We start from the raw sequence: 22,385 nt of genomic DNA on the forward strand, positions 1-22,385 counted from the left end.
GACTGCCATGAACACTGCATATACCCCCACCGTCGATGCCGCTCAAACGGTAACCGCCAGCAAAACATCGATCAAAAACCTGCCTATCAATTTGTTCGGTTCAGTGATGGGTTTGGCCGGCCTGGGCCTGGCCTGGCGCTTGACTGGCCAGTATTACGGCGTCGGCGGCATCTTGGGTGAGGCAATTGGCGCTCTTTCCGGCCTGGTATTCGTGCTGTTGACCCTGGGATACCTGACCAAATGGGTGAAACATCCAGCAGCGGTCAGGGCCGAGTTCAACCACCCGATCGCCAGCAACTTTTTTGGCACCGTCACCATTGCACTGTTGTTGCTTTCGGCAGTCGCGGCACCCCACAACGAATTGCTCGGACGGGTTCTCTGGATACTGGGCAGCGCACTGACGGTGTTGCTCGCAGGCCTCGTGGTTTCCCGTCTGTTGTCGGGCAATCAAGACTCGTTGAATGCCGTACCTGCCTGGCTGATTCCAGGTGTTGCCACCCTCGATATCGCGGTAACCGGTGCGCATATGCCTATGGCCTGGGCTACTGAGTTCAACCTGTTTGCCCTCGCCGTGGGTGCAGTGCTGGCGCTAGTATTCTTCACCCGGATCTTTTCGCGGCTGGTGCATGAGGCAGCTCCGGCCAAAGGCATGGTGCCTTCGCTGATGGTCCTGATTGCACCCTTTGAAGTAGGTTTCCTGGCCTACACCAACGTGTTCGGCGAGATCGACCGGTTTGCCAGTGTGTTGTTCTACTTCGGCCTGTTCCTGTTCGTGGTGTTGAGCTTCAAAGTGTTCCGTCGGGATGTGCCGTTTGCCCCTTCGTGGTGGGCAATCAGCTTCCCCATCGCAGCTCTGAGCAACGCGGCGTTGAAATATGCACATGCCCAGGAGAACACCATGTTGATGGTCATCGCTGCTGTGATCCTGCTGTTCCTCACTGTGGCACTGACCGTGCTGATGGTGAAAACCCTGACCAGCCTTTTCAGCGGAAAACTGTTGGCCAACTGACCTTTTACCTCCCTTTGGCGAGCCTTAACCGGCTCGCTTTTTTTTGCCTATAAGGTTTTATCGAATGACTTACAACACATCGTGGTTGCTGCTGATCGTTGCCGGATTCCTGGAGATTTTCTTTGCAGTCGGATTGAAATCTGCAAACGGTCTTGAACGGCCCTGGCTGCTCCTGGGCACGGTCGTAACGTTGGCGGGCAGTTTGTGCTTATTGACGATAGCGTTGCGGGTGCTGCCCGTAGGAACCGCCTATGCGGTGTGGACCGGCATCGGCGCTGCCGGCACAGCCATCGTTGGAATGTACTGGTTGGGTGACGCGGTATCGTTCTGGAAACTTGTCTGGATTGGCTTGATTCTCTTGAGTGTCGCCGGACTACGCTGGGCGGCCTAAACAGAGCGAATACTTAATTGAATCGATAAACAACCCTATGTTGAAGACCATTGAGAAAGAGGGATTGTTGTCGTTCGTGACAGGAAGCAATCGGCCATAAGTAGCCCTTCGTGAAAAGTAGCTCACAACTAGAATCGGAACACGATTCACCCTTGTTACCTGGCGCTGACGTTGTGTATTGCCCTGGCGACTAATGAAGCGAACACCACGACGGCCAGGGCCATACCGACTTGCAAGGTCGAGTGTTGAAACAACAACACCAGGGCAATCGACACCAGCGTCATGTACCGATAGGACGAGTAACACGACACGGCACTGACCGACATGCCAACGGCAAACAGCATGACCAGCGCCTGGGCCAGCAGGTCGTCTGCCGGCATGACGGCTAACGCGCCAGCGCCCCAGATACCGGCAGACAACACCAGCGTCACCCAATAGATCCGCTCCCAGCGTTGCGGCGTGCGCTCACTGTCAGGGCTGCGAAAATAGACCACAAACATTAGGATACGCAGTAACGACGAGGCGCTCAGCAGGCCAATCCAGCCGATCATCACGCTGTGATCCATGCGCTCCCAGCACAGCCCGCAGAGCATAAGCGCGGCCAGGTAACTGCCGAACACTGCGGACACGGATTGGTGGAACAGTTGTCGCAATCGGTCACCGCGCACTTGCGCCGCGATGAAAGTCTCCTGGTCGTACCGAAATCCTGGGCCATCAATGTGAACCGCCTGATCATGATGCTGCGACAAAAAAAGCGATTGCGGCACCCTGCCACCTAGACAAACAAATGAATAACACGCCTGACCTCATGCCGATCACACGGACGACACCGCTGCATCACTGCATCACTGCATCACTGCATCACTGCATCACTGCTGCGGCGTAACCATCTTGAACCGGATATTGATGTCGTCGGAAACCATGGTATCGGCATATTCACCTTCGCCGATCTTGAAATCGCTGCGTTTGAGCGTTAACTCACCGTCGAAGATGCCGATGGTGTTCTCGGCTTTCAGCAGGACCGGAACCGCTACATCACGGGTAACGCCCCTGAGCGTCAGTTTGCCGATGATCGTGTATTTGTTGTCGCCAAGCGCCTTCACAACGGTCGATTCAAAAGTCGCCACGGGATAGGCCGCCGAATCGAACCAGGCGGGCTTTTGCAGTTCCGTGTTGGCGTCACTGCTGCCGGCATCGATACTGTCGAGCTGGATGGTGAGCGATGCCCGGGCTGCCGCAGGGTTGGTCGTGTCGAAATCCAGCTTGGCTTCGAATACGCCAATCGTGCCGTATACCCGCGAGGTGAATTGGTTTTACGTAAAGGAGATCTTGCTCGCGGCTTGGTTGACTTGTTTCCGCTTGCGCGCAGGGCAAGTAGCCAACAGTCAGCACGACGGCCAGAACAGCTAACCGCGGGAATCGAACATTCATGGGATACTCCGTCAGGGGGTTCCCATTATGAGCCGAACCGCCCGCACACGTGGGCCAGCGATAGGAGGACTAAAGCAAATAACTCGCGTTTCTTCCACTGGCTGCAGGACTTTCGACCACCTGTCGGCCACTCCGGGGCAGCGCCCGATATTGCCACCTTGGCGGGTGTTACTCCGGGCGTGAAGTAGGCGACACCATTCACCTGACGTCCGCCGCGTTGCAACCGGTGGCCTCGGACGATGTCGCGGCGGCGCTGACCGATATTGCGTTGAAAGCGCCGGTCAATCAGACCGTCGAAGTGGCCGGACCTGATAACCGCCCGCTCGTCGAGTTCGCCAGCGATTACCTCAAGCACACCCAGGACCCGCGCCAAACCGTCGCGGACGACACGGCTCCTTACTTTGGTGCGCCGATCAATGACCAGTCACTGACACCGGGCGCCAATCACATCATTGGCAAAACCCGGTTTCAGGACTGGCTCAAGACCCACTAGGCCACTGTTTGACCAGGAAAACTTAAACGCTGAACGGACCTAACATTGGCTCGCCACCGTCCGCGAAGAAATAGCGGCGTAGTCCTGTTGTTTCACTCGCTGCGTCAACACCAGCATGCTCAGGAAACCCAATGCGATCAGCACTGGATACGCCATCAACAGTTCGAACAGGGAGTATTTCCAGGCCAACGGCCGACCGACGCCCAGCATGGCCGCATACATCCAGGACACGGCCGACAGCGAGCCGCAGAACAGCGCGAGCATCCGTGCGCTGAACCCGAGATAGAGCAAGGAGCCTGCCTTTTGCAGCGCGGGCAATACCAGGCGATGCAACAAGATGCCGTTGTAGGTCAGCAGCATGACAATGATCACCTTGGCGTGAAGTTTCGGGTTCATGAAGTAGCTCATACCTTTTTCCAGGTAATCAATACCGATGACCGCGGCGCCCGTCACCCACAAGGCTATCAAAGCAACGATCACAGACTTCTGCAGACTTTCCATATGAGCATGATCGTGCTCAGTGAATGTTTTTCGCTTTAACAAATCTTTAACCATTGCAATATCACTGGTCAATACCAAACCAATGGCCACACAACAAGACACTAAATGAATGTAAATAACGCCCAACCGCAAAAACTCCATACATTCTTTATTTTCGAGCAGGCTCATAATTGTATTTATCGCCACGGTACTTTCTCCACCTTGTTCGATAGTACAGATCGACAACTAACAGGGCATTTAACTCTTCTAACCCCTGTGCGATCTTACTTTTATAAGAGATGCCAAATCGCAGACCTGACACTGCGTAGCCCATTGATTCACTTGGCAAACCAATGATCGACTTGTTTACTGCCTCCTGAATTTCAGATAAAAAAATCCCCATTTGCAGTCACTGCATATGAGGTTCGTTTTCCACTTCTTTTCTACGATTGCTGGAGCAGATCATGGTGACGCGCTGAAGTATCAGAGGGTGTTACGCCTCGAATGTTCATTTTTTAAGCAGACTACCGACAAACGGTTACTTCAGCGCAAATGATCTAAATCGACAATGAACCGATAACTTCTCCGTAAGCCGCCGGCTAACTGGCCCGCTTTAAATTAGATAAGCCTCAGACTCTTTCATTGGATCCATTAGTTGTTGCGTTACTTACGAAAAGTGCAATAGAGACCCGCTCGCATTTACCCCCATGCACGACTGAAACAGTCATACTTTTTCACGTCAGAAACTCGGGGACCCGCCCCCCCCTCAACCGTCGATCGCCGACGCGAGCGGGAGCCAGACGCACACTTCGAAACCCTCTTGCCGACCTGTTGCAGGGGAGCTCAATTTCATTCTCGCGTTAACCCCCTGCACAATCGTTTTGGCAATCGCCAGGCCCAATCCTGAACCGCTGATCTCACTGTGACCTCGTACAAAGCGCTCGGTCAGGTGCTGCAACACTGGCGCCGGCACCACCGGCCCGCCATTGACTATCCGCAGTTGGGCCTGTTCGGTGAGGCTGACTTCGATCGGTTGCGCCGTCGCGCCATACTTCAGAGCGTTCTCAATCAGGTTGCGCAACAAGATGCCAAAAGCGTCCGGGTCAATGTTCGAGTACACGCTGGCCTGGTGTGGCAGTTGCAACTTGATGCGCTGGCCGCTGCGTTGGTTCCACTCATCGACGCCATGGGCCAACAACGGAATCAGGTCCTGAGGCGTTTCGGACAGCAGCCCACCGCCCTCGGCCTTCGCCAGTTGCATGAGTTTTTCCGACAGCCGCGCCAGCTCGCGCAAGGCGTTTTCGATCTTCGCCGCACGCACTCGCAAAGGGCCTTCAGGCGCCTCCTGGTGCAAACGCTGGATCTGCGCGAGGGTCGCCGCCAGTGGCGTACGCAACTCATGAGCGCTGTTGGCGGTAAAGCTGCGCTCGGCTTCGAGGGCCTTGCGCAAGCGCTCCAGCAAGTGATTGACCGCCTCGGCCAACGGATCGATTTCTGCGGGCAGGCGGGCCACTTTGATCGGTGACAGATCACCCACACCACGCGCCTCGACCGCACGTCGATACGCCAACACGCTACGCAGGCTGATCCGCACGAACAACCAGGTGCCCAACAGGCTGACGGGAATCAGCGCCAACAGCGGCAACAACAAGGCAAACAAGGCTTCCCGCGCGGCTTCACGGCGATGATTCAGCGGCTCGGCGATTTCAATGAACAGCGTCCCGCGCAATGCACTGGCGCCATACAAGCGGTACTTCTCAGAGGTCGAAAAACCCTCGGTCGGCTGTCGATTGAAGATCTTCGGGTTGGCATCGTGGGACTGCATCAGGATCTTGCCACTGGCATCGCGCACCAGGTACGTCAGGTATTCCTTGTGCATTTTCAACGTCGCAACGTGCTGAGCTTCACGGGGTTCCTCCCGGTTGCTGATTTCCAGCACGGCCAACGGCAAGATGCGTTGCGCGGTCTCTTCCAGTGCGCTGTCGAATGCCTCGTCCAACTCATGTTGCACCACCAGCCAGGCGCCGACGGTTGCGCCCAGCCAGAGCAACGTCATGCCCAAGGTCAAACCCAGGCCGAGACGTTTTTGCAGGCTCACGGAAGGCTTCATACGGCCATCAACCGGTAGCCCATGCCGCGCACGGTTTCGATCAGATCGCGCCCCAGTTTTTTTACGCAGCCGGCTGATATAGACCTCGATGGTATTGCTCTCGATTTCGGCACCGAAGGCATACAGCCGTTCTTCCAGCTGCGACTTGGACAACAGTGCGCTGGGGCGCTGCACAAACGCTTCGAACAGCGCCCACTCACGCGCCGTCAGGTCCACGGTGGTGCCGGCCCGCTGCACGGTGCGGGCGTTCATGTCGACCTGCAAATCACCGAGTCTGATCTGCGGGTTGGGGTTGCCACTGTAACGTCGGGCCACCGCGGCCACACGGGCCGAGAGCTCAAACAGGTCGAACGGTTTGACCAGGTAATCATCGGCCCCGGCATTGAGGCCGGCGATACGGTCGGAGATCTGATCCTGAGCGGTCAGAATGATCACCGGGGTCACGTCCCCTGCCGAGCGCTGCTGACGCAAAAAATCCAGCCCGCGCCCATCCGGCAGCATCAGGTCAAGCAGGATCAGGTCGTAAGGCGTGGTGCGTACGCTGTTGCGCGCATGGTCCAGGCGCTGCACCCAATCAACGGCGTGGCCATCATCGGCGATCTGCTCGCGCACCGCCTCCCCCAACCCAGGTGCGTCCTCGACCAATAAAACCCGCATCTGGTACCCCCCGTGATGGTTGTCGTGCAACACCTTAATTGCCTTACCTGACGTCAATCTGAAGATTCAGCTGGTTGTCAGGAATACACCTTAGGGTATGCCACAGACGCCGACCTCGGCAGGAGACAGATCATGAAAACAGGTTTTATTGCCCATGCCGCGCTGTTGAGCCTGCTGCTCAGCGGTTACGCCCTGGCCGATGACGATTGCAGCGACCCGGTGAGCGACTGGCAACCGCGCGAAACCTTGCGCCAGCAGGTCGAGCGGCAATACGGCTGGAGCGTGCAGCGCATCAAGGTCGACGACGGTTGTTATGAGCTCAAGGGCCTGGACCGCAAAGGCAATGCCATCGAAGCCAGCTACTCACCGGCCTCGCTGCGCTTGCACACACTTGAGATTCATTTCCGCGACGACGGCGATGCCAGGGATTACCTCGGCAGCCCGCTCACCGAATGACGCCTCACTTGTCGATGAATTTTTCCTGCGCTTCAGGTTGCTGTCAGCCAGCAGGTCCAGTCTCTCGACCTAACGATCAAAAGGACACCCTCATGAAAAAGATCATCGCAGCCACCTGCCTCGCCAGCGCCATTGCCTTGCCGGGTCTGGCCCAGGCCCGTGAAGTGACCTTGACCACTCAGCTCAAGGACTACAGCGGCAATGATGCCTACCTGGCGATCTACGTCACCGACGCCAATGGCCAATACCAGAAAACCCTGTGGGTGGCCGGCAAGAAGGCCAAGTACTACAAGCACCTGGGCGACTGGGCCCGTGGCAGCGGGATGAACCCGAGCGAGTTTGACGGGGTCAGCGGCGCCAGTGTCGGCAGCGGGCGCACGCTCAAAGTCAGCGTCGAACTGGCAGACACCCTGATTGATGCCGGGTACCAGATCCGCATCGACAGTGCTGTCGAGGACAAACGCGACGCCCGCGCCGATGTCAGCGTTCCCCTGACCTCCAAAGGCTCAGGCAAGCCGGCGACCGGCAGCGCCTACGTCGACTCCTTTACTTACGATCTGTAGCACCCGCCATCTCTGGAGGCTGAACATGCTTCGCCAGTCCCATTCCCTGCCCGGCCTGATCGCTGCCCTGTTGGTCATGCTGTTGGCAATCAGCGGCGCGATCCTCTCGGTCAACCCGGCGCTGGAACGCTTGCACAGCACGTCCACGCCTGCCGGACAACTTAACGTCGGCCAACTGGCCGGGCGCGTTGCCAGCCACTTTTCGGGCGTAGAGCAGATCCAGCGCACAGCGTCTGGCACGGTGATCGTCTACTACAACCAGAACGGCCAGGCCGGGGCGGAAAAAGTCGACCCAATGACCGGCCAAGGCCTCGCGCCCGACGAGCCATCCGCGTTCTCACGCAGGGTGAAAGAACTGCACCGCTCGCTGTTCCTTGGCACGCCGGGCCATGGCGTGTCGGGTGTCGGCGCGCTGTTCATGCTGATGCTGTCGGTGTCCGGCGCGCTATTGCTGGCCCGGCGCCTGGGTGGCTGGCGCAACCTGCTGCGGCCGCTGCGGGGTACTTTCAGCCAGCGTTGGCATGCTGAAGTCGGGCGACTGGCCTTGCTGGGGCTGCTGCTGTCGGCATTGAGCGGGCTCTACATGTCCGCCACCACTTTTGGCTTTATCGCCGACGGCAGTCAGAGTGAGCCCGCCTTCCCCGCCCACGTCAGTGCCGGTCCGGCCTTGCCGGTGGCAAAGCTGCAAGCCTTGCAGGCCACCGACTTGAACGACCTGCGCGAGCTGGTCTACCCGAGCCCCGGCAACCCGCGCGATGTGTTTTCTCTGCGCACGGCCCAGGGCGACGGCTACGTGGACCAGGCCAGCGGCGCCTTGTTGTCCTATCAAGCCCACGACTCGATGCACAACCTCTACGAATTGATCTATCAATTGCACACCGGCGAAGGCCTCTGGTGGCTGGGCCTGCCGCTCGGGCTCTGCGCCCTCTGCGTACCGTTAATGAGCGTGACCGGCATTGTGTTGTGGTGGCGCCGCCGCAAGGCGAGCCCGACCCTCCGCCACAACAGCCCGGCCCACACTGCTGACTGCGTGATTCTGGTGGGCAGTGAAAACAACAGCACCTGGGGCTTTGCAAAAACCTTGCATGACGCTTTGCACCTGGCGGGACACCGGGTGCACAGCGCGACAATGAATCAATACGCCAACAAATACAGCAACGCCCAGCGGGTGTTCATCCTCACCGCGACCCACGGTGACGGCGATGCGCCGGCCTCGGCTTCGCAGTTTCTGGCGCAACTGGCAAAAACCGGCCTCAAGCCTGGGCTGCCCTTTGCCGTACTGGGCTTTGGTGATCGGCAGTTTACGCAGTTCTGTCAGTACGCCCATCAGGTGCAGAACGCGATGTTGCAGGCCGGTGGCTCGCCATTACTGGGGCTGGAAGCCGTCAACCGCCAGTCCTCTCAGGAGTTTGCGCGCTGGGGCCACGCCTTGGGCGAAGTGCTCCAGCATGACCTGACACTGGTCCATACCCCGCAGCAACCACAGACCCATCCATTGCAGCTGACGGAGCGCATTGTCTACGGTGAACAGGTGAACGCACCGACCCACGTCTTGCGCTTCAAGGCACCCGGCAAGCTGCCGGACTTTCTGGCCGGTGACCTGGTCGGGATTTTGCCCCCGGGCAGCCCGATCCCACGCTTCTACTCGCTGGCCAGCGGCTCCCAGGACGGCGTGTTGGAAATCTGTGTACGCAAACACAACGGTGGCGTGTGCTCGGAATTTCTCCATGGCCTGGACATCGGCGGGCCAATCGAAGCGTTTATCCAGCCCAACCCGCACTTTCGCCCGGCGTCGGGCACGCACCCGGTGATCCTCATCGGTGCCGGCACCGGCATCGGCCCCCTGGCGGGTTTTATCCGCAACAACACCGCTCGACACCCGATGCACTTGTATTGGGGCGGGCGTAACCCGGCCTCGGATTTCCTTTATGAACCGCAGCTCAACCAATACTTGTCGGACCGCCGCCTCACGGCATTGCGTGCAGCCTTCTCTCAGGTTCAGGACCGCAGCTACGTGCAAGACCGGCTGATCAGCGATGCCCTGGCCTTGCGCCGACTGATTGAAAAAGGCGCCCAGGTGCTGGTGTGTGGCAGTCGCGAGATGGCCAAAGGCGTGATGCAGGCCCTCGATGAAGTGTTGGCGCCTCTCAACCTGAGCGTGCTGACCCTCAAGGCACAAGGACGCTACCGTGAAGACGTCTACTGAGCTGCAACGCTACAGCCTGAACGGCGAGACCATGGGCACCCGCTACACCGCCCTGTTCTATGCCGCTGCCGGGATTGATACCGACGCAGTGAACCACAGCCTGGCCTGCGCCGTGGCCCGGGTGGATCAGCAAATGTCCACCTGGAAACCCGACTCTGACCTCAATCGCCTCAACGCCGCCCCAGAACAGCAATGGGTGTCAGTGCCTGAAGAACTGGCGACGGTGCTGTCTGCGGCACTGCGCGTCAGTCAGCAATCGGGCGGTGCCTTCGACATCGCGGTCGGTGATCTGGTTGACGCCTGGGGGTTCGGCCCCGGAGAACACGCGATCACAGCGCAGGCGCTCGCCACGCCGTCGTCGCACGCACGACTGTCCGCCAGCGCCGCGCTGGTGGTTGATGCGCAACGCAATCAGGTGCGCAAACGCGCACCACTGCAGCTTGATTTAAATGGCATCGCCAAAGGGTTTGGCGTGGATGAACTGGCCCGTTGCCTGGACGGATTGGGCATCACCCGCTACCTGGTCGGTATCGATGGCGAGATGCGCGCCCGGGGCGTCAAACCTGATGGCCAGTGCTGGGCCGTGGCCCTGGAAAAGCCCCGCCGGGGCGTGCGCGAAGTCATGGGCGTGATGGAACTGGGTGATGCCGCTATCGCGACCTCCGGGGACTATCGACACTGGGTCGACGTCGCCGGTCAGTCCTATGCCCATACCATGAACCCGGCCACCGGCGCGCCGTTGTGCAACCCGCTTGCCGCCGTCACCGTGGTGGCGTCCTCCTGCATGCTCGCCGATGCCTGGGCCACGGCATTGATGGTGCTGGGTGAAACCGCAGGTCCACGCCTGGCCCAGGAGCGCGGGATGGACGCCTTGTTCGTGCTGCGCGACGGCCAACAGTTCAAGGAAATATCCATTGTCGGCGGCCAATTGCAGGCGCAGATTGAAACCCGTCCGATGTGAACCGCCCAATGACAGTGAGTCGCGATCAACCATGAAATTCATGCACAGGCACACCGAGGCACACCGAAGCGATCGTATCGGCTGGCTGCGCGCCGCCGTCCTTGGGGCCAATGACGGGATAGTCTCCACCGCCAGCCTGCTGATTGGCGTTGCGGCCGCCAACGCCAGCCACGCCACGTTGCTGGTCACGGGGATGGCGGGGCTGATGGCCGGCGCCATGTCCATGGCTGCAGGCGAATACATTTCCGTGCACTCCCAGGCCGATACCGAGCGCGCCGACTTGTCCCGCGAACGGGCCGAGTTAGCCAATGATCCGAAAGCCGAACACATCGAACTCGCCAACATCTACAGGCATCGTGGTGTCTCCCCCAAGTTGGCGCATCAGGTGGCCGATCAATTGATGGCCCATGACGCACTCGGCTCTCACGCTCGGGACGAATTGGGCATCAGCGCCACGCTCACCGCCAAACCCTTGCAAGCCGCCCTGGCCTCAGCCGCCAGCTTCGTGGTGGGTGCCGCATTACCGTTGGCGGTCACGTTTGTCGCGCCGGAGCACAACGCAGTGCCGTGGATATCGGGCATGTCATTGGTGTTTCTCGGGACGCTGGGCGCCATCGCCGCCAAGGCCGGCGGGGCCAATGTCATGACCGGCGCCTGGCGGGTGACATTCTGGGGGGCACTGGCCATGGGCATTACCGCACTGGTGGGGCACTTGTTTGGCGCCGTGGTCTAGTTCAGGTTCCTTCGCACAAAAAACAAAGGGCACCCGTTAATGAAAACGGGCGCCCTTTGTACGCTGCCAACCTATGCCACGCCGACAAAATCACTCGCGGTAAGGGCCACATGCCCGACCAGATCAATCTGGAAATCGGCGCCATTGCCGCTGTTTACATTGCCCTCCACATAGGTGTGATCGACCCCGCCGACATTGACGAAGTGGTACTTCAATTGCGCCTGGTTGCTGAACTCGGTGCCGGCGCCGTTCCACTCGCCGAGGAAGGTGAAGTCCTGATTACCCGCGGAACCTGCGCCAAAGGTCCGGGCATCGATCGAGGTCAGATCGATGTGGTCGGAGCGTCATAGACGAAGGCATCGTTATTGAAACGCCCGTCAGCCTTGGCTCCCGAGGTCATCGGCTTGGGCACATAGGCGGTGATGCCGGCATCGTGACAAGCCAGGATTTGTTCACTTTTGAAGTAACCTCGGTCAGCCACTACCGACAACGTTTCTGACGCTATCGCCTCGCGGGCCTGCTTGGCCATTGAACTGAGTTGATCGCGGTCAGAACCGACGTTGGTCACCTCATGTGCAACGATCAAATGGTGCTGAGTATCGACCGCTGTCTGCACGTTGTAGCCGACGATTCCTGTGCCGCGCGTCATCATGGAACGGGCGTCTGGATCGGTCAGTGAGACCTGTTTATCCGGCGATTCGTTGAGCTGGATTTCGATCGCTTGAAGCTCCTTCATTTGCGTCTTCAGCTTGGCGATTTTCTCTTCCAGCCGCACGGCGCGGGGCTCAAAAGCTGTGGGTTCCTGCTGATCGGCAGCATCGAGTGCCGCCAGGTAACGATTGATGCTCGATTCAATTTCTTCCATGCGCCGTTTCAGTTTGGCACTGGTGAAATTGCGGTCGCGGTTGTTGACTGCTTTGAATTTACTGCCATCCCGGTCAGCCACATCAGCTCGACGTTGCGCTGGGCTTCTCGCTCCAAACGTCGGCTCGACTGGATGCGGTTGAGATAACCGTAGATGTAGATCTTCAGCAGGATCGCAGGGTGGTAAGCAGGCCGGCCAGTATCGGCTGGGATGGCACCTTCAAAACCCAGATTGACCAGGTCGAGTTCGTCGACAAAGACGTCGACTACGCGCACCGGATTGATATCGCTGACGTAGTCGTCGAGGCTCTCGGGAAGTAAGGTGCCTTGACCTCGATGTTCACCTTGGATAAAGCGCTTCATGGGCGATCCCTGCGATGAAATCCTCAGAAATCATAGCAAGGGTTCGCGGAGGCGTTTTTACACACTCTGGGCCGAAAGCAGCTCGCCATAGAATTTATAATTGACCATCGTTAGGCCCCTCCACAACGTTTGCTTATCGAAGGGGACATCGAATCACTGCTCAGTATCGCCACTCGCCAACTCGTTCAACTTGATCTCAGCCAGAGGATGCCCGGCCTTCAAAGCAATACGCCAAAACCGCGCCGCTTCCACCGGATCCGGCGCCTTGCTCGCCGTCCCTGCGAGGCTGATCACGCCAACCTGATACGCCGCCTTGCCATCCCCCGCCAACGCCGCCAGGCGCAGTAACCTCACCCCTTCCTCACGAGCCCCAAGACCGACGCCACGAAAGGTCAGAATGTGGCCGTAAAAGCTCTGGGCACCAACATCCCCCAAGTTCGCCATACGCGCGAACTGGCCCTCGAGCCAACGCCAGCCTCGCGGTTGACGCACAAACCACGACCAGTGAAACAACCGGCGGGCCAGCCAGTAGCCGGCTCGCGCCTTGATTCGTAAAAACACTCAGGCTTCCGCCGATTCCGGGTACTCGTATTCAAACACCCGCACCACTTCCGAGGCATGCCAGGACGCGGCAGCCACGCCATCGGAGGGCCCGGAGAAGCGCCCGAGGCGCTCGACACATTCGAAGAACCCGGTGCGCGGCAAGCGGCTCGCGCCCTGGCTGATCACCAACGAGCTGCGCAGCGGCTGCTCGGCCTTGGCGTCCAGCGCGGCCAGGTGCTCAAGGGCGGCGGTCAGGGTTTGCATGGCGGGTGTGGGTAGCTGCAAACGCTCCAGCAACGCCCGATAAGTCAAAAGATGGCGCTGACGACGCGCCTGATCCAGTTCCCCCAGCAATCCGTCCCAATGTTGACGACTGATGCGTACGCTCACGATTCATCCCTCCATCCTGGCACCGTCAATTCCCAGGCCAGGCTGCGGCGAATCGCAGCGTCGGGTTGACGCTCGCCACTTTCGATCAAGGCCAGATAAGACGGGCTGATGCCTACCGTGCGGGCCAGCGCCTCGATGGCGATGCCCTTCCCTTCGCGCAAACTGCGTAGTTGATCCAGACCTGGAAGAATCTGATCTGGTGCCGCCACGGGACGCGTAGTGGCGTCGTGTGGTGGTTGTTGCTTGATGCCTGCTGCTTTCAGTAGAGCCTGATACTGAGCCCATGGCAGAACCGCATATTCGGGTTCGCCTTCGCGTGTAATTATCTGAATATCCATGACTACCCCGTAGGACAACGACACTTAGCGAGTCGGCACTTTTCCCTAGAAGTGTAATCCTAACAGCGGCCAAGGTCGCGCGGGGGTATGAATATGGATGATCCTGAATCGGTTCAGTTTTTTTTCGGGCCCTGAAGTTGCAGCTGTTCCGGGGTATCGGGCAGGCGTTCGACCACTGCGAGCTTTTCCGGCAACTGACGTTTGCGCCAGGCGCGGAAGGCGTTGAGCTCGTCATCGAGGACTTTCATCAGCCAGGCCAGCACGGCAATGTCGTCGAGCATGCCGAATACCGGGATGAAATCCGGGATCGCATCCACCGGGCTCAGGAAATACATCAGGCCCGCCACCACCGAAACCAGTGCTTTCGGGCTGATGGCCCGGTACTCGCCACGCCAGTAGGCCAGGCAGAGTGCCTGCAACAGGCGCAGATCGTCTTTGAGCTTGCCCAGGCGATTGCCTTGGCTGGCCCCTTTGCTGGCAACTGCGAACAGCAGGGTCGGCAAACGACCACGGGCGAGCAGGCGTCCGGCCAGAGGCAGGAAACGAGCGAAATTCCAGGGCGTTTTCATCTTTTCCTCCCACTGAAATGTTATCCACACAAATTGTGGATAACCTTGTGAACAGAGCTGCATTTCACCGCTGGAAGCCCCGTTTCATAAGGGCCTGACTCAGATCGGGCGTTTTTTACTCACATAAAAAAACCCAAGAATTCATTGACTTGGCACCTCGGGCCGTCTAGCTCTGACGTCCTCACGGACTATGACTTCAGCGTGCTGCATCCGTTCGCTTTGTTTACCTCCACTGAACGCCAGATGCAACAACGCCCCGCATAAGCGAGGCGTTGTTTTTAGAGCAGACGCGAATTACTTGGCGGCGTCTTGTTTGGCTGGATCCTTGATGGCCAGCAGCTCCAGGTCGAATACCAGCACCGAGTTGGCTGGAATCGCCGGGCTTGGGCTTTGGGCGCCGTAAGCCAGGTCGCTAGGGATGTACAGTTTGTACTTCTCGCCAACGTGCATCAGTTGCAGGCCTTCGACCCAACCCGGAATCACACCGCTGACCGGCAGATCGATCGGGCTGCCGCGCTCGACGGAGCTGTCGAAAACAGTGCCGTTGGTCAGTTTACCGGTGTAGTGAACAGTCACTACGTCGGTCGGCTTGGGCTGTGCGCCATCGGCCTTCTTGACCACTTCATATTGCAGGCCGGAAGCCGTGGTGATGACACCGGCTTTCTTGCCGTTCTCTTCGAGGAATTTCTTGCCGGCAGCTGCCGACTCTTCGCTCATCTTGGCCAGACGCTCTTCAGCACGCTTCTGCAGTGCTGCGAAGGCTTCAACCAGTTCCTCATCCTTCAGCTTTTGTTCTTTCTTGCCGACGGCATCTTCGATGCCTTGGGCTACAGCTTTGGAATCCAGATCATCCATGCCTTCCTGAGCCAGGCTCTTGCCCATGTTCAGGCCAATGCCGTAGGAAGCTTTTTGCGCCGGGGTTTTCAGCTCTACGCTGGTCTGCGAATCACAACCCGCAAGTACCAGGCCAACCAGGGCCACCGCCGCCGCCAACCGATGCTGTTTCATGCTATTTCCTTGTTCATGCGCCTAAAGGGCAATCGAGTAAAGCCGCGAGCTTATCAGGCCGCCACGACCAATGGCTACCGGCATGAGAGCAGCAAACATCCGATAAGTTCAGGTGCCTAAACGCATTTGGGCAATAGAAGAATGAAGCTTCTGTCATCTTGCGCCCACAGCCCCGGATACCGGTTCCCACAGCCTCTGGAGTAATGGCCTCTTGCCGCACCTCGTCAGCTGAGGCATAAGAGAGCTACAAATTGACAAGGATGTTTCTCTTGCGCCTCATATTCCGCTTGCTGATTCTGATCGCCGTATTGCTGGGCCTGGGCCTCGCCGTGGTGCTGTACTACGTCGCCAACCCGAAATTGCCAGCCTGGTCCCCCGCGCAACAGGTGCATTACCTGGAGCAATGGAGCGCTGCCGACCGCCAGGCTTACTACTTCACGCCTCAGGGCACTCAGGTCAAAGGCTTGCGCTATGACTGGTTCAACGCCCTCGAACTGCCCTTTTCGCAAAGCCGGTTCGCCGCTCCCGAATACCTCGCGCGCTTTGGTTTTCTGATCGACCCAAGCCTGAAAGCCACGCCGAACAATCCCGCAAACCTGCCCGTGGGTTTTACCCGTCATCAAAACCCCGGCAGCCAGGACGAGTTTCTGGACATCACCTGCGCCGCCTGCCACACCGGCGAATTACGCTTCAATGGCCAGGCCGTGCGCATTGACGGCGGTTCGGCCCAGCATGTGTTGCCCTCCAGCGTCCCGACCCTGCGCGGCGGCAGCTTCGGCCAGGCACTGGTGGCCAGCCTCGCCTCGACTTACTACAACCCGTGGAAATTCGAACGTTTCGCGCGCAATGTTTTGGGTCAGGACTACGACGCGCGTCATCAACAGCTACGCCAGGACTTCAAAGTCTCCCTCGATACCTTCTTGAAAGTGGCCTGGAACGACACCCATCGCGGCCTTTACCCCACCGAAGAAGGCCCTGGCCGCACCGACGCCTTCGGGCGCATTGCCAACGCCAGCTTCGGCGACGCCATTTCGCCCGCCAACTACCGCGTGGCCAACGCGCCGGTGGACTACCCGCAACTGTGGGACATGTGGACCTTCGACTGGGTGCAGTGGAACGGTTCGGCGCAGCAACCGATGGCCCGCAATATCGGCGAGGCCCTGGGTGTGGGCGCCACGCTGAACTTCTTCAACAGCAGCGGGCAGCCCCTCAAGGGCGATGACCGCTACCCGTCCAGCGTCCGGGTGCGCGACCTGTACCGGATCGAGCAAACCCTGCAACGACTCAAACCGCCCGCCTGGCCGGAAACCCTGCTGGGCACCATCGACAAGCCCCTGGCCGCAAAAGGCCGCGCCCTGTTCACTGAAAACTGCGCCGGATGCCACGTGCCCCGCGTCACCCAAATCGATGGCAGACCGGTGCAACATCTGAAATTGCTGCCCGTGGAGGTGATGGGCACAGACCCCGGTGCCGCCAACAATATTGCCGACCATCGCTTCGATCTGACGGCTTTGCAATGGGATCCGGCAGAGCTTGCGCAACTGGACGTACAACTGCATCCCAAACCCACGGAACCCTTGGATTTGAGCCAGTTGTCAGTGGCCAAGGGGCTCGCTTATGTCACTGCTTTCGTGAGCAACCAGGCCTATCGCGAAGCCAATGTGACACCGGCGGAGCGCCCGAACCTGGACGGTTTCGGCCTGCCTATCGGCGTTCAGGAGTTGCGCAGCTACAAAGCCCGACCACTGGCGGGCGTCTGGGCCACACCGCCGTTTCTGCACAACGGTTCGGTGCCGAGCATTTATCAACTGCTTTCGCCCCAGGATGAACGCCCGACCACGTTCTACAAGGGCACCTTCGAATACGATCCGAAACACTTGGGCTATCGCACCGAAGCCTTCAACAACGGATTTGTGTTCGACACGCGTATCACCGGCAATCACAACAGTGGCCACGAGTTCCGCGCAGGCGAGCGTGGTAACGGCGTGATCGGTCGCCTGCTGCAACCGGAAGAACGCTGGGCGCTGCTGGAATACCTGAAAGTGTTGGGCGGCCCGCTGGAGTCGCAATTGCCTGACCATCTCCTCAGCGATAAGGATTGACCCATGCTGATCACTCTCTGGTTGCGCCTGGGCGCCTTCCTCGGCAAAACCCTGCTGTGGTTGTTGGGTCTGGGCCTGCTCGGCTGGGCGCTGGTCACGGCAGGGTCCGCCTGGCAGCATCGCGGCCCGGTATCGGCTGAAGAACTGATTCCGGGCGGCGAAGCGGCGATGACACAGGACATCATTCAGACGGCCGTGCGTATCGTCGATCAACACCGTGAAAGTACCCGCTACCTGCGCGACGCCCACGCCAAGGCCCATGGCTGTGTGAAGGCTGAAGTTCAGGTGTTGCCGGATCTGGCGACGGCGTTACGTCAAGGCGTGTTCAGCGAACCCGGCAAAACCTGGCAGGCGACGGTGCGGCTGTCCAACGGCAATGCCTATCCGCAGTTCGACAGCATCCGCGATGCCCGGGGCATGGCGATCAAGTTGTTCGATGTGCCGGGTAAACAGTTGCTGAGTGACCGACAAGGGCACAACGAACAGGACTTCGTGATGTTCAACCATCCGAACTTCTTCGTCAGCGATGTCGCCGAGTATCGTCAGAATGTGGCCGCTCAGGCAGACGGCAAAAAAGTGATGGCGTTCTTTCCGGGTTGGGACCCGCGCACCTGGCAGGTTCGCCATCTGTTTATTGCGTTGGCGACACTCTCCCCTGCCCCCGCAAGCCCGACCCAGACCACCTACTTTTCGGTTTCGCCGTACAAGTTTGGTGAAGCCAACGCCAAATTCCGGGTGATGCCGGATCCTGATAGCTGCCCGGCCTACGTGCTGCCCACGCAAAATCAAAACCTGCCGAACTTCCTGCGCAGCGCGTTGAACCAGCAGTTGTCGACTGACCGGGTGCCGGCGTGTTTCGTCTTGCAGATCCAGCGCCAGGATGCGGGCAAGTACATGCCGATCGAAGACACCAGTATCGAGTGGAGCGAAAGCGATGCACCCTTCGAAACCGTGGCCAGGATCAAACTGCCCGCCCAGGACTTCGACACCCCGGCGCTGAACCTGCAATGCGACAACCAGTCGTTCAACCCGTGGTTCGGCCTGGAAGCCCATAGGCCGATTGGTGGGATCAACCGGTTACGCAAAGCAGTGTACGAAGCCGTCAGCGACTACCGGCACAGCCGTAACGCCGAACAATAGGCAAGACAGAAACGAAAAAAGCGACCTGTTCGGGTAGTGCCAGTCAGTTAAGCAAAATCCCTGTGGGAGCGGGCTTGCCCGCGATGATGGCAGCACATTCACCATTGATGTGTCAGACAGTTCGCTATCGCGGGCAAGCCCCGCTCCCACAGGTTCCGGGCTTAACTGAATGGCATTGACCTGTTCGGGTCGCTTTTTCAGTGGATCCGCTAAAAAGCCAAATCTCAGACAGCAAAAAGCCCGCATTAAGCGGGCTTTCTGTGGTGATCTGGCGTTCAGTGTTCCAGATACCGAATATGGCGCAGCGGACGGGACTCGAACCCGCGACCCCCGGCGTGACAGGCCGGTATTCTAACCGACTGAACTACCGCTGCGCGTAGCGTTGAAAGTGGTGGGTGATGACGGGATCGAACCGCCGACATTCTGCTTGTAAGGCAGACGCTCTCCCAGCTGAGCTAATCACCCTTTACCTTCGTTGCGGGGCGCATTGTGCCACAGATTTTCATAAAGTGTTGATTTAATTGATAAAAAATCAAAAAAATCTGAAAACCGGTAAAACGACACGACCTGCAGGAACAACGTTCAAACCTTGGACAGAAAAAAACCCGCGTTAGCGGGCTTTTCCGTGGTGACCTGGCGTTCAGCGTTCCAGGTTACCGAATATGGCGCAGCGGACGGGACTCGAACCCGCGACCCCCGGCGTGACAGGCCGGTATTCTAACCGACTGAACTACCGCTGCGCGTAACACTAAAGCGAATGGTGGGTGATGACGGGATCGAACCGCCGACATTCTGCTTGTAAGGCAGACGCTCTCCCAGCTGAGCTAATCACCCTTCACTTTCGGTGTGGCGCGCATTCTACGGAGCGACCACACCTCTGGCAAGCACTTTTTTAAATAATTTTTTCAGGCCTTCCAAAGGCTTAGCGAAGGGTTGGCCTATGGCGCCGCTAAGAGAATAATGCCCCCCTTTGTATATAAGGAGAGACTTACCCCATGTGGTTCAAAAACCTGCTTATCTATCGCCTGACCCAAGATCTGCCTTTTGATGCCGAGGCGTTGGAAACTGCACTGGCCACCAAACTGGCGCGTCCATGTGCAAGCCAGGAGTTGACCACCTACGGTTTCGTCGCGCCATTCGGCAAGGGCGAAGACGCGCCGCTGGTGCACATCAGCGGAGACTTCCTGCTGATCGCCGCCCGTAAGGAAGAACGCATTCTGCCGGGCAGCGTCGTGCGTGATGCGGTGAAGGAAAAGGTCGAAGAGATCGAAGCCGAACAAATGCGCAAGGTCTACAAAAAGGAACGCGATCAGATCAAGGATGAAATCATCCAGGCGTTCCTGCCCCGCGCCTTTATTCGTCGCTCGTCGACCTTCGCCGCCATCGCGCCGAAACAGGGCCTGATCCTGGTGAACTCGGCCAGCCCGAAACGCGCCGAAGACCTGCTGTCCACCCTGCGCGAAGTGATCGGTTCGCTGCCGGTGCGTCCGTTGACGGTGAAAATGTCGCCGACCGCCACCATGACCGAGTGGGTCACCACCCAGAAAGCCGCGGACGACTTCTTCGTGCTGGATGAGTGCGAACTGCGCGACACCCACGAAGACGGCGGCATCGTGCGCTGCAAGCGTCAGGACCTGACCAGCGAAGAAATCCAGCTGCACCTGAGCACCGGCAAAGTGGTCACTCAACTGTCGCTGGCCTGGCAGGACAAACTGTCGTTCGTGCTCGACGACAAAATGGTGGTCAAGCGCCTGAAGTTCGAAGACCTGCTGCAAGATCAGGCGGAACAGGACGGTGGCGACGAAGCACTGGGCCAACTGGACGCCAGCTTCACCCTGATGATGCTGACCTTCGGCGACTTCCTGCCGGCACTGGTTGAAGCGTTGGGCGGTGAAGAGACGCCACAAGGCATCTAAAGGCAAATGATTGCCCCTGTGGGAGCGAGCCTGCTCGCGATAGCGGAGTTTCAGTCAACATCATTGTTGAATGTCAGTCCCTCATCGCGAGCAGGCTCGCTCCCACATTGGTTTTGTGGTGCTACTTAACAATAAGGATCAGGCCATGCGCGCATTGGCTGCATTGAGTCGTTTTGTCGGCAACACCTTCGCTTACTGGGTACTGATTTTCGCCGTCGTGGCGTTTGTGCAGCCGGCCTGGTTCATCGGCTTGAAAGGCGCCATTGTGCCGCTGCTGGGGCTGGTGATGTTCGGCATGGGCCTGACCCTCAAGCTCGAAGACTTCGCCGAAGTCGCTCGCCATCCATGGCGCGTGGCCCTGGGCGTGGTCGCCCATTTCGTGATCATGCCCGGTGTGGCGTGGTTGCTCTGCCAGGTTTTCCACCTGCCGCCGGAGATCGCCGTCGGTGTGATTCTGGTCGGCTGCTGCCCAAGCGGCACCTCCTCGAATGTCATGACCTGGCTGGCCCGCGGCGATCTGGCGTTGTCGGTGGCCATTGCCGCCGTCACCACCCTCCTCGCTCCGCTGCTGACGCCCGCGCTGATCTGGCTGCTAGCCTCGGCCTGGTTGCCGGTGTCGTTCATGGAGCTGTTCTGGTCGATCCTGCAAGTGGTGCTGCTGCCGATCGTGCTCGGCGTGGTTGCCCAGCGCGTGTTCGGGCATCGGGTTCGCCACGCGGTGGAGGTGTTGCCGCTGGTGTCGGTGGTGAGCATCGTGATCATCGTCACCGCTGTGGTGGCCGCCAGCCAGGCGAAGATTGCCGAATCCGGTCTGCTGATCATGGCCGTGGTGATGTTGCACAACAGCTTCGGCTACTTGTTGGGTTACTTCACCGGGCGCCTGTTCAACCTGCCACTGGCTCAGCGCAAATCCCTGGCACTGGAAGTCGGCATGCAGAACTCCGGCCTGGGCGCGGCACTGGCCAGTGCACACTTCTCGCCGCTGGCGGCGGTGCCAAGCGCGTTGTTCAGCGTCTGGCACAACATTTCCGGGGCGCTGCTCTCGACGTATTTCCGTCGCATGAGCGAGAAACAAGATCGGCAAATCGCGGCTCAGCAGGCCACTGACTAAGCCGAAACTTGATCCTCGGGTTAATGATCGGCACTCTATTGCGCAACGCGAGGACGACCTCGCGGCTCGATCGAGTGATTAATCCGGGGACGACCCCATCCATCGATGGAGGTCCTTGATGTCCTGGATCATTCTGTTTTTTGCCGGCCTGTTCGAAGTCGGCTGGGCTGTGGGCCTGAAATACACCGACGGCTTCAGTCGCCCTCTTCCTACCGCACTGACCGTTGCCGCCATGGCGATCAGCCTTGGCCTGCTGGGCCTTGCCATGAAGGAATTGCCGCTGGGCACGGCCTATGCGATCTGGACTGGCGTGGGTGCGGTGGGCACGGTGATCGCCGGGATCATTTTGTTTGGTGAATCCATGGCGCTGTTTCGGCTGGCCAGTGTGGCGTTGATCATTGCCGGGTTGGTAGGGCTCAAGGTTAGCGCTTAGGCCTCCGACGCCATCGCGGGCAAGCCCGGCTCCCACAGGTTTTGTGTTGTGCCACATAGTGTGGACACATCATCAATCCTTGTGGGAGCCGGGCTTGCCCGCGATGAGGCCCTCACGA

20 protein-coding genes, 4 tRNA genes and 5 pseudogenes are annotated in these 22,385 nt (G+C 59.0%); 14 read left to right on the top strand and 15 right to left on the bottom strand.

The features are described 5' to 3' along the window. The first annotated feature begins 7 nt into the window (after positions 1-7). Positions 8-1,009 carry an SLAC1 anion channel family protein gene (locus LOY38_RS20845; protein WP_258696853.1) on the top strand — a complete coding sequence of 334 codons (1,002 nt, stop codon included), beginning with the start codon at positions 8-10 and terminating at the stop codon, positions 1,007-1,009. A gap of 64 nt (positions 1,010-1,073) precedes the next feature. Next, positions 1,074-1,400 (top strand): multidrug efflux SMR transporter, encoded by a 327-nt coding sequence (locus LOY38_RS20850; protein ID WP_084321209.1) that lies wholly within the window; start codon positions 1,074-1,076, stop codon positions 1,398-1,400. A 164-nt stretch (positions 1,401-1,564) separates the two neighbouring features. Here LOY38_RS20850 and LOY38_RS20855 read toward each other — a convergent pair. Together LOY38_RS20855 and LOY38_RS20860 are read right to left on the bottom strand one after the other, a co-directional pair. After that, positions 1,565-2,119: pseudogene (locus tag LOY38_RS20855) on the bottom strand (GGDEF domain-containing protein); the annotation flags it as partial. 150 nt (positions 2,120-2,269) lie between these two features. Next, a pseudogene (locus tag LOY38_RS20860) lies at positions 2,270-2,831 on the bottom strand (YceI family protein). A gap of 169 nt (positions 2,832-3,000) precedes the next feature. Between LOY38_RS20860 and LOY38_RS20865 the strand changes: the two are divergent. Next, positions 3,001-3,324, top strand: a pseudogene (locus LOY38_RS20865) (NmrA family transcriptional regulator); the annotation flags it as partial. 39 nt (positions 3,325-3,363) lie between these two features. On the opposite strand, the gene LOY38_RS20870 reads toward LOY38_RS20865, so the two are convergent. From LOY38_RS20870 to LOY38_RS20880, 3 genes and pseudogenes are all read right to left on the bottom strand, one after another. Next, positions 3,364-4,011 (bottom strand): hypothetical protein, encoded by a 648-nt coding sequence (locus LOY38_RS20870; RefSeq protein WP_258696854.1) that lies wholly within the window; start codon positions 4,009-4,011, stop codon positions 3,364-3,366. Between the two features lie 559 nt (positions 4,012-4,570). Next, positions 4,571-5,914: a HAMP domain-containing sensor histidine kinase gene (locus LOY38_RS20875; protein WP_258696855.1), complete on the bottom strand. Its 1,344-nt coding sequence runs from the start codon at positions 5,912-5,914 to the stop codon at positions 4,571-4,573. After that, a pseudogene (locus LOY38_RS20880) lies at positions 5,911-6,571 on the bottom strand (response regulator transcription factor). The gene LOY38_RS20875 and the pseudogene LOY38_RS20880 overlap by 4 nt, the downstream one beginning before the upstream one ends. 132 nt (positions 6,572-6,703) lie before the next feature. Between LOY38_RS20880 and LOY38_RS20885 the strand changes: the two are divergent. The 6 genes from LOY38_RS20885 (at position 6,704) to LOY38_RS20910 (ending at position 11,840) form a co-directional block, all read left to right on the top strand. Further along, positions 6,704-7,027, top strand: coding sequence for a PepSY domain-containing protein (locus tag LOY38_RS20885; protein ID WP_258696856.1), 324 nt, complete (start codon positions 6,704-6,706; stop codon positions 7,025-7,027). A gap of 92 nt (positions 7,028-7,119) precedes the next feature. Next, complete coding sequence (locus tag LOY38_RS20890) at positions 7,120-7,590, top strand: DUF2271 domain-containing protein (protein WP_027926045.1); 471 nt, start codon at positions 7,120-7,122, stop codon at positions 7,588-7,590. 25 nt (positions 7,591-7,615) lie between these two features. After that, positions 7,616-9,796 (top strand): PepSY domain-containing protein, encoded by a 2,181-nt coding sequence (locus LOY38_RS20895; RefSeq protein ID WP_258696857.1) that lies wholly within the window; start codon positions 7,616-7,618, stop codon positions 9,794-9,796. After that, positions 9,780-10,757, top strand: coding sequence for an FAD:protein FMN transferase (locus LOY38_RS20900; RefSeq protein WP_258696858.1), 978 nt, complete (start codon positions 9,780-9,782; stop codon positions 10,755-10,757). The genes LOY38_RS20895 and LOY38_RS20900 overlap by 17 nt, the downstream gene beginning before the upstream one ends. A gap of 31 nt (positions 10,758-10,788) precedes the next feature. Beyond that, entirely contained in the window at positions 10,789-11,490 is a 702-nt protein-coding gene (locus LOY38_RS20905; protein ID WP_258696859.1) for a VIT family protein, read from the top strand. A 110-nt stretch (positions 11,491-11,600) separates the two neighbouring features. Next, a complete protein-coding gene (locus LOY38_RS20910; protein ID WP_258696860.1) occupies positions 11,601-11,840 on the top strand; it encodes a hypothetical protein in 240 nt (79 codons plus the stop codon). Here the strand turns inward: LOY38_RS20910 and LOY38_RS20915 are convergent. The 6 genes and pseudogenes from LOY38_RS20915 to LOY38_RS20940 form a co-directional block, all read right to left on the bottom strand. After that, a pseudogene (locus LOY38_RS20915) lies at positions 11,831-12,717 on the bottom strand (transposase); the annotation flags it as partial. The gene LOY38_RS20910 and the pseudogene LOY38_RS20915 sit on opposite strands and share 10 nt — an antisense overlap. A 153-nt stretch (positions 12,718-12,870) precedes the next feature. Beyond that, positions 12,871-13,278, bottom strand: a complete 408-nt coding sequence (locus LOY38_RS20920) for a sel1 repeat family protein (protein ID WP_258696861.1) — start codon at positions 13,276-13,278, stop codon at positions 12,871-12,873. Continuing rightward, positions 13,279-13,650 carry a hypothetical protein gene (locus LOY38_RS20925; protein ID WP_003223109.1) on the bottom strand — a complete coding sequence of 124 codons (372 nt, stop codon included), beginning with the start codon at positions 13,648-13,650 and terminating at the stop codon, positions 13,279-13,281. Further along, a complete protein-coding gene (locus LOY38_RS20930; RefSeq protein ID WP_258696862.1) occupies positions 13,647-13,988 on the bottom strand; it encodes a helix-turn-helix domain-containing protein in 342 nt (113 codons plus the stop codon). Before LOY38_RS20930 ends, LOY38_RS20925 begins: the two co-directional genes overlap by 4 nt. A gap of 113 nt (positions 13,989-14,101) precedes the next feature. Continuing rightward, complete coding sequence (locus LOY38_RS20935) at positions 14,102-14,557, bottom strand: YkvA family protein (RefSeq protein ID WP_007898895.1); 456 nt, start codon at positions 14,555-14,557, stop codon at positions 14,102-14,104. Positions 14,558-14,851: 294 nt separating this feature from the next. Beyond that, the gene (locus tag LOY38_RS20940; protein WP_258696863.1) at positions 14,852-15,565 is read right to left on the bottom strand and encodes an FKBP-type peptidyl-prolyl cis-trans isomerase; all 714 of its coding nucleotides are present in this window, start codon (positions 15,563-15,565) and stop codon (positions 14,852-14,854) included. Positions 15,566-15,834: 269 nt separating this feature from the next. On the opposite strand from LOY38_RS20940, the gene LOY38_RS20945 reads away from it, so the two are divergent. Then, positions 15,835-17,667 carry a cytochrome c gene (locus LOY38_RS20945; protein WP_258696864.1) on the top strand — a complete coding sequence of 611 codons (1,833 nt, stop codon included), beginning with the start codon at positions 15,835-15,837 and terminating at the stop codon, positions 17,665-17,667. Between the two features lie 3 nt (positions 17,668-17,670). Beyond that, complete coding sequence (locus tag LOY38_RS20950) at positions 17,671-18,807, top strand: catalase family protein (RefSeq protein WP_258696865.1); 1,137 nt, start codon at positions 17,671-17,673, stop codon at positions 18,805-18,807. 297 nt (positions 18,808-19,104) lie between these two features. On the opposite strand, the gene LOY38_RS20955 is transcribed toward LOY38_RS20950, so the two are convergent. From LOY38_RS20955 to LOY38_RS20970, 4 genes are all read right to left on the bottom strand, one after another. After that, a tRNA-Asp gene (locus LOY38_RS20955) sits at positions 19,105-19,181 on the bottom strand. Positions 19,182-19,196: 15 nt separating this feature from the next. Then, positions 19,197-19,272 (bottom strand) — tRNA-Val (locus LOY38_RS20960). 198 nt (positions 19,273-19,470) lie between these two features. Next, positions 19,471-19,547 (bottom strand) — tRNA-Asp (locus tag LOY38_RS20965). Positions 19,548-19,565: 18 nt separating this feature from the next. After that, positions 19,566-19,641 (bottom strand) — tRNA-Val (locus tag LOY38_RS20970). 161 nt (positions 19,642-19,802) lie between these two features. Here LOY38_RS20970 and rdgC point away from each other — a divergent pair. The 3 genes from rdgC (at position 19,803) to sugE (ending at position 22,267) form a co-directional block, all read left to right on the top strand. Then, a complete protein-coding gene (gene rdgC / locus LOY38_RS20975; protein ID WP_258696866.1) occupies positions 19,803-20,723 on the top strand; it encodes a recombination-associated protein RdgC in 921 nt (306 codons plus the stop codon). 145 nt (positions 20,724-20,868) lie between these two features. Beyond that, entirely contained in the window at positions 20,869-21,834 is a 966-nt protein-coding gene (locus tag LOY38_RS20980; RefSeq protein ID WP_258696867.1) for a bile acid:sodium symporter family protein, read from the top strand. Positions 21,835-21,952: 118 nt separating this feature from the next. Continuing rightward, complete coding sequence (gene sugE / locus LOY38_RS20985) at positions 21,953-22,267, top strand: quaternary ammonium compound efflux SMR transporter SugE (protein WP_027922462.1); 315 nt, start codon at positions 21,953-21,955, stop codon at positions 22,265-22,267. The last annotated feature ends 118 nt before the right edge of the window (positions 22,268-22,385 follow it).

The organism is Pseudomonas sp. B21-015 (genome assembly GCF_024749285.1).
Classification (GTDB): Bacteria; Pseudomonadota; Gammaproteobacteria; order Pseudomonadales; family Pseudomonadaceae; genus Aquipseudomonas.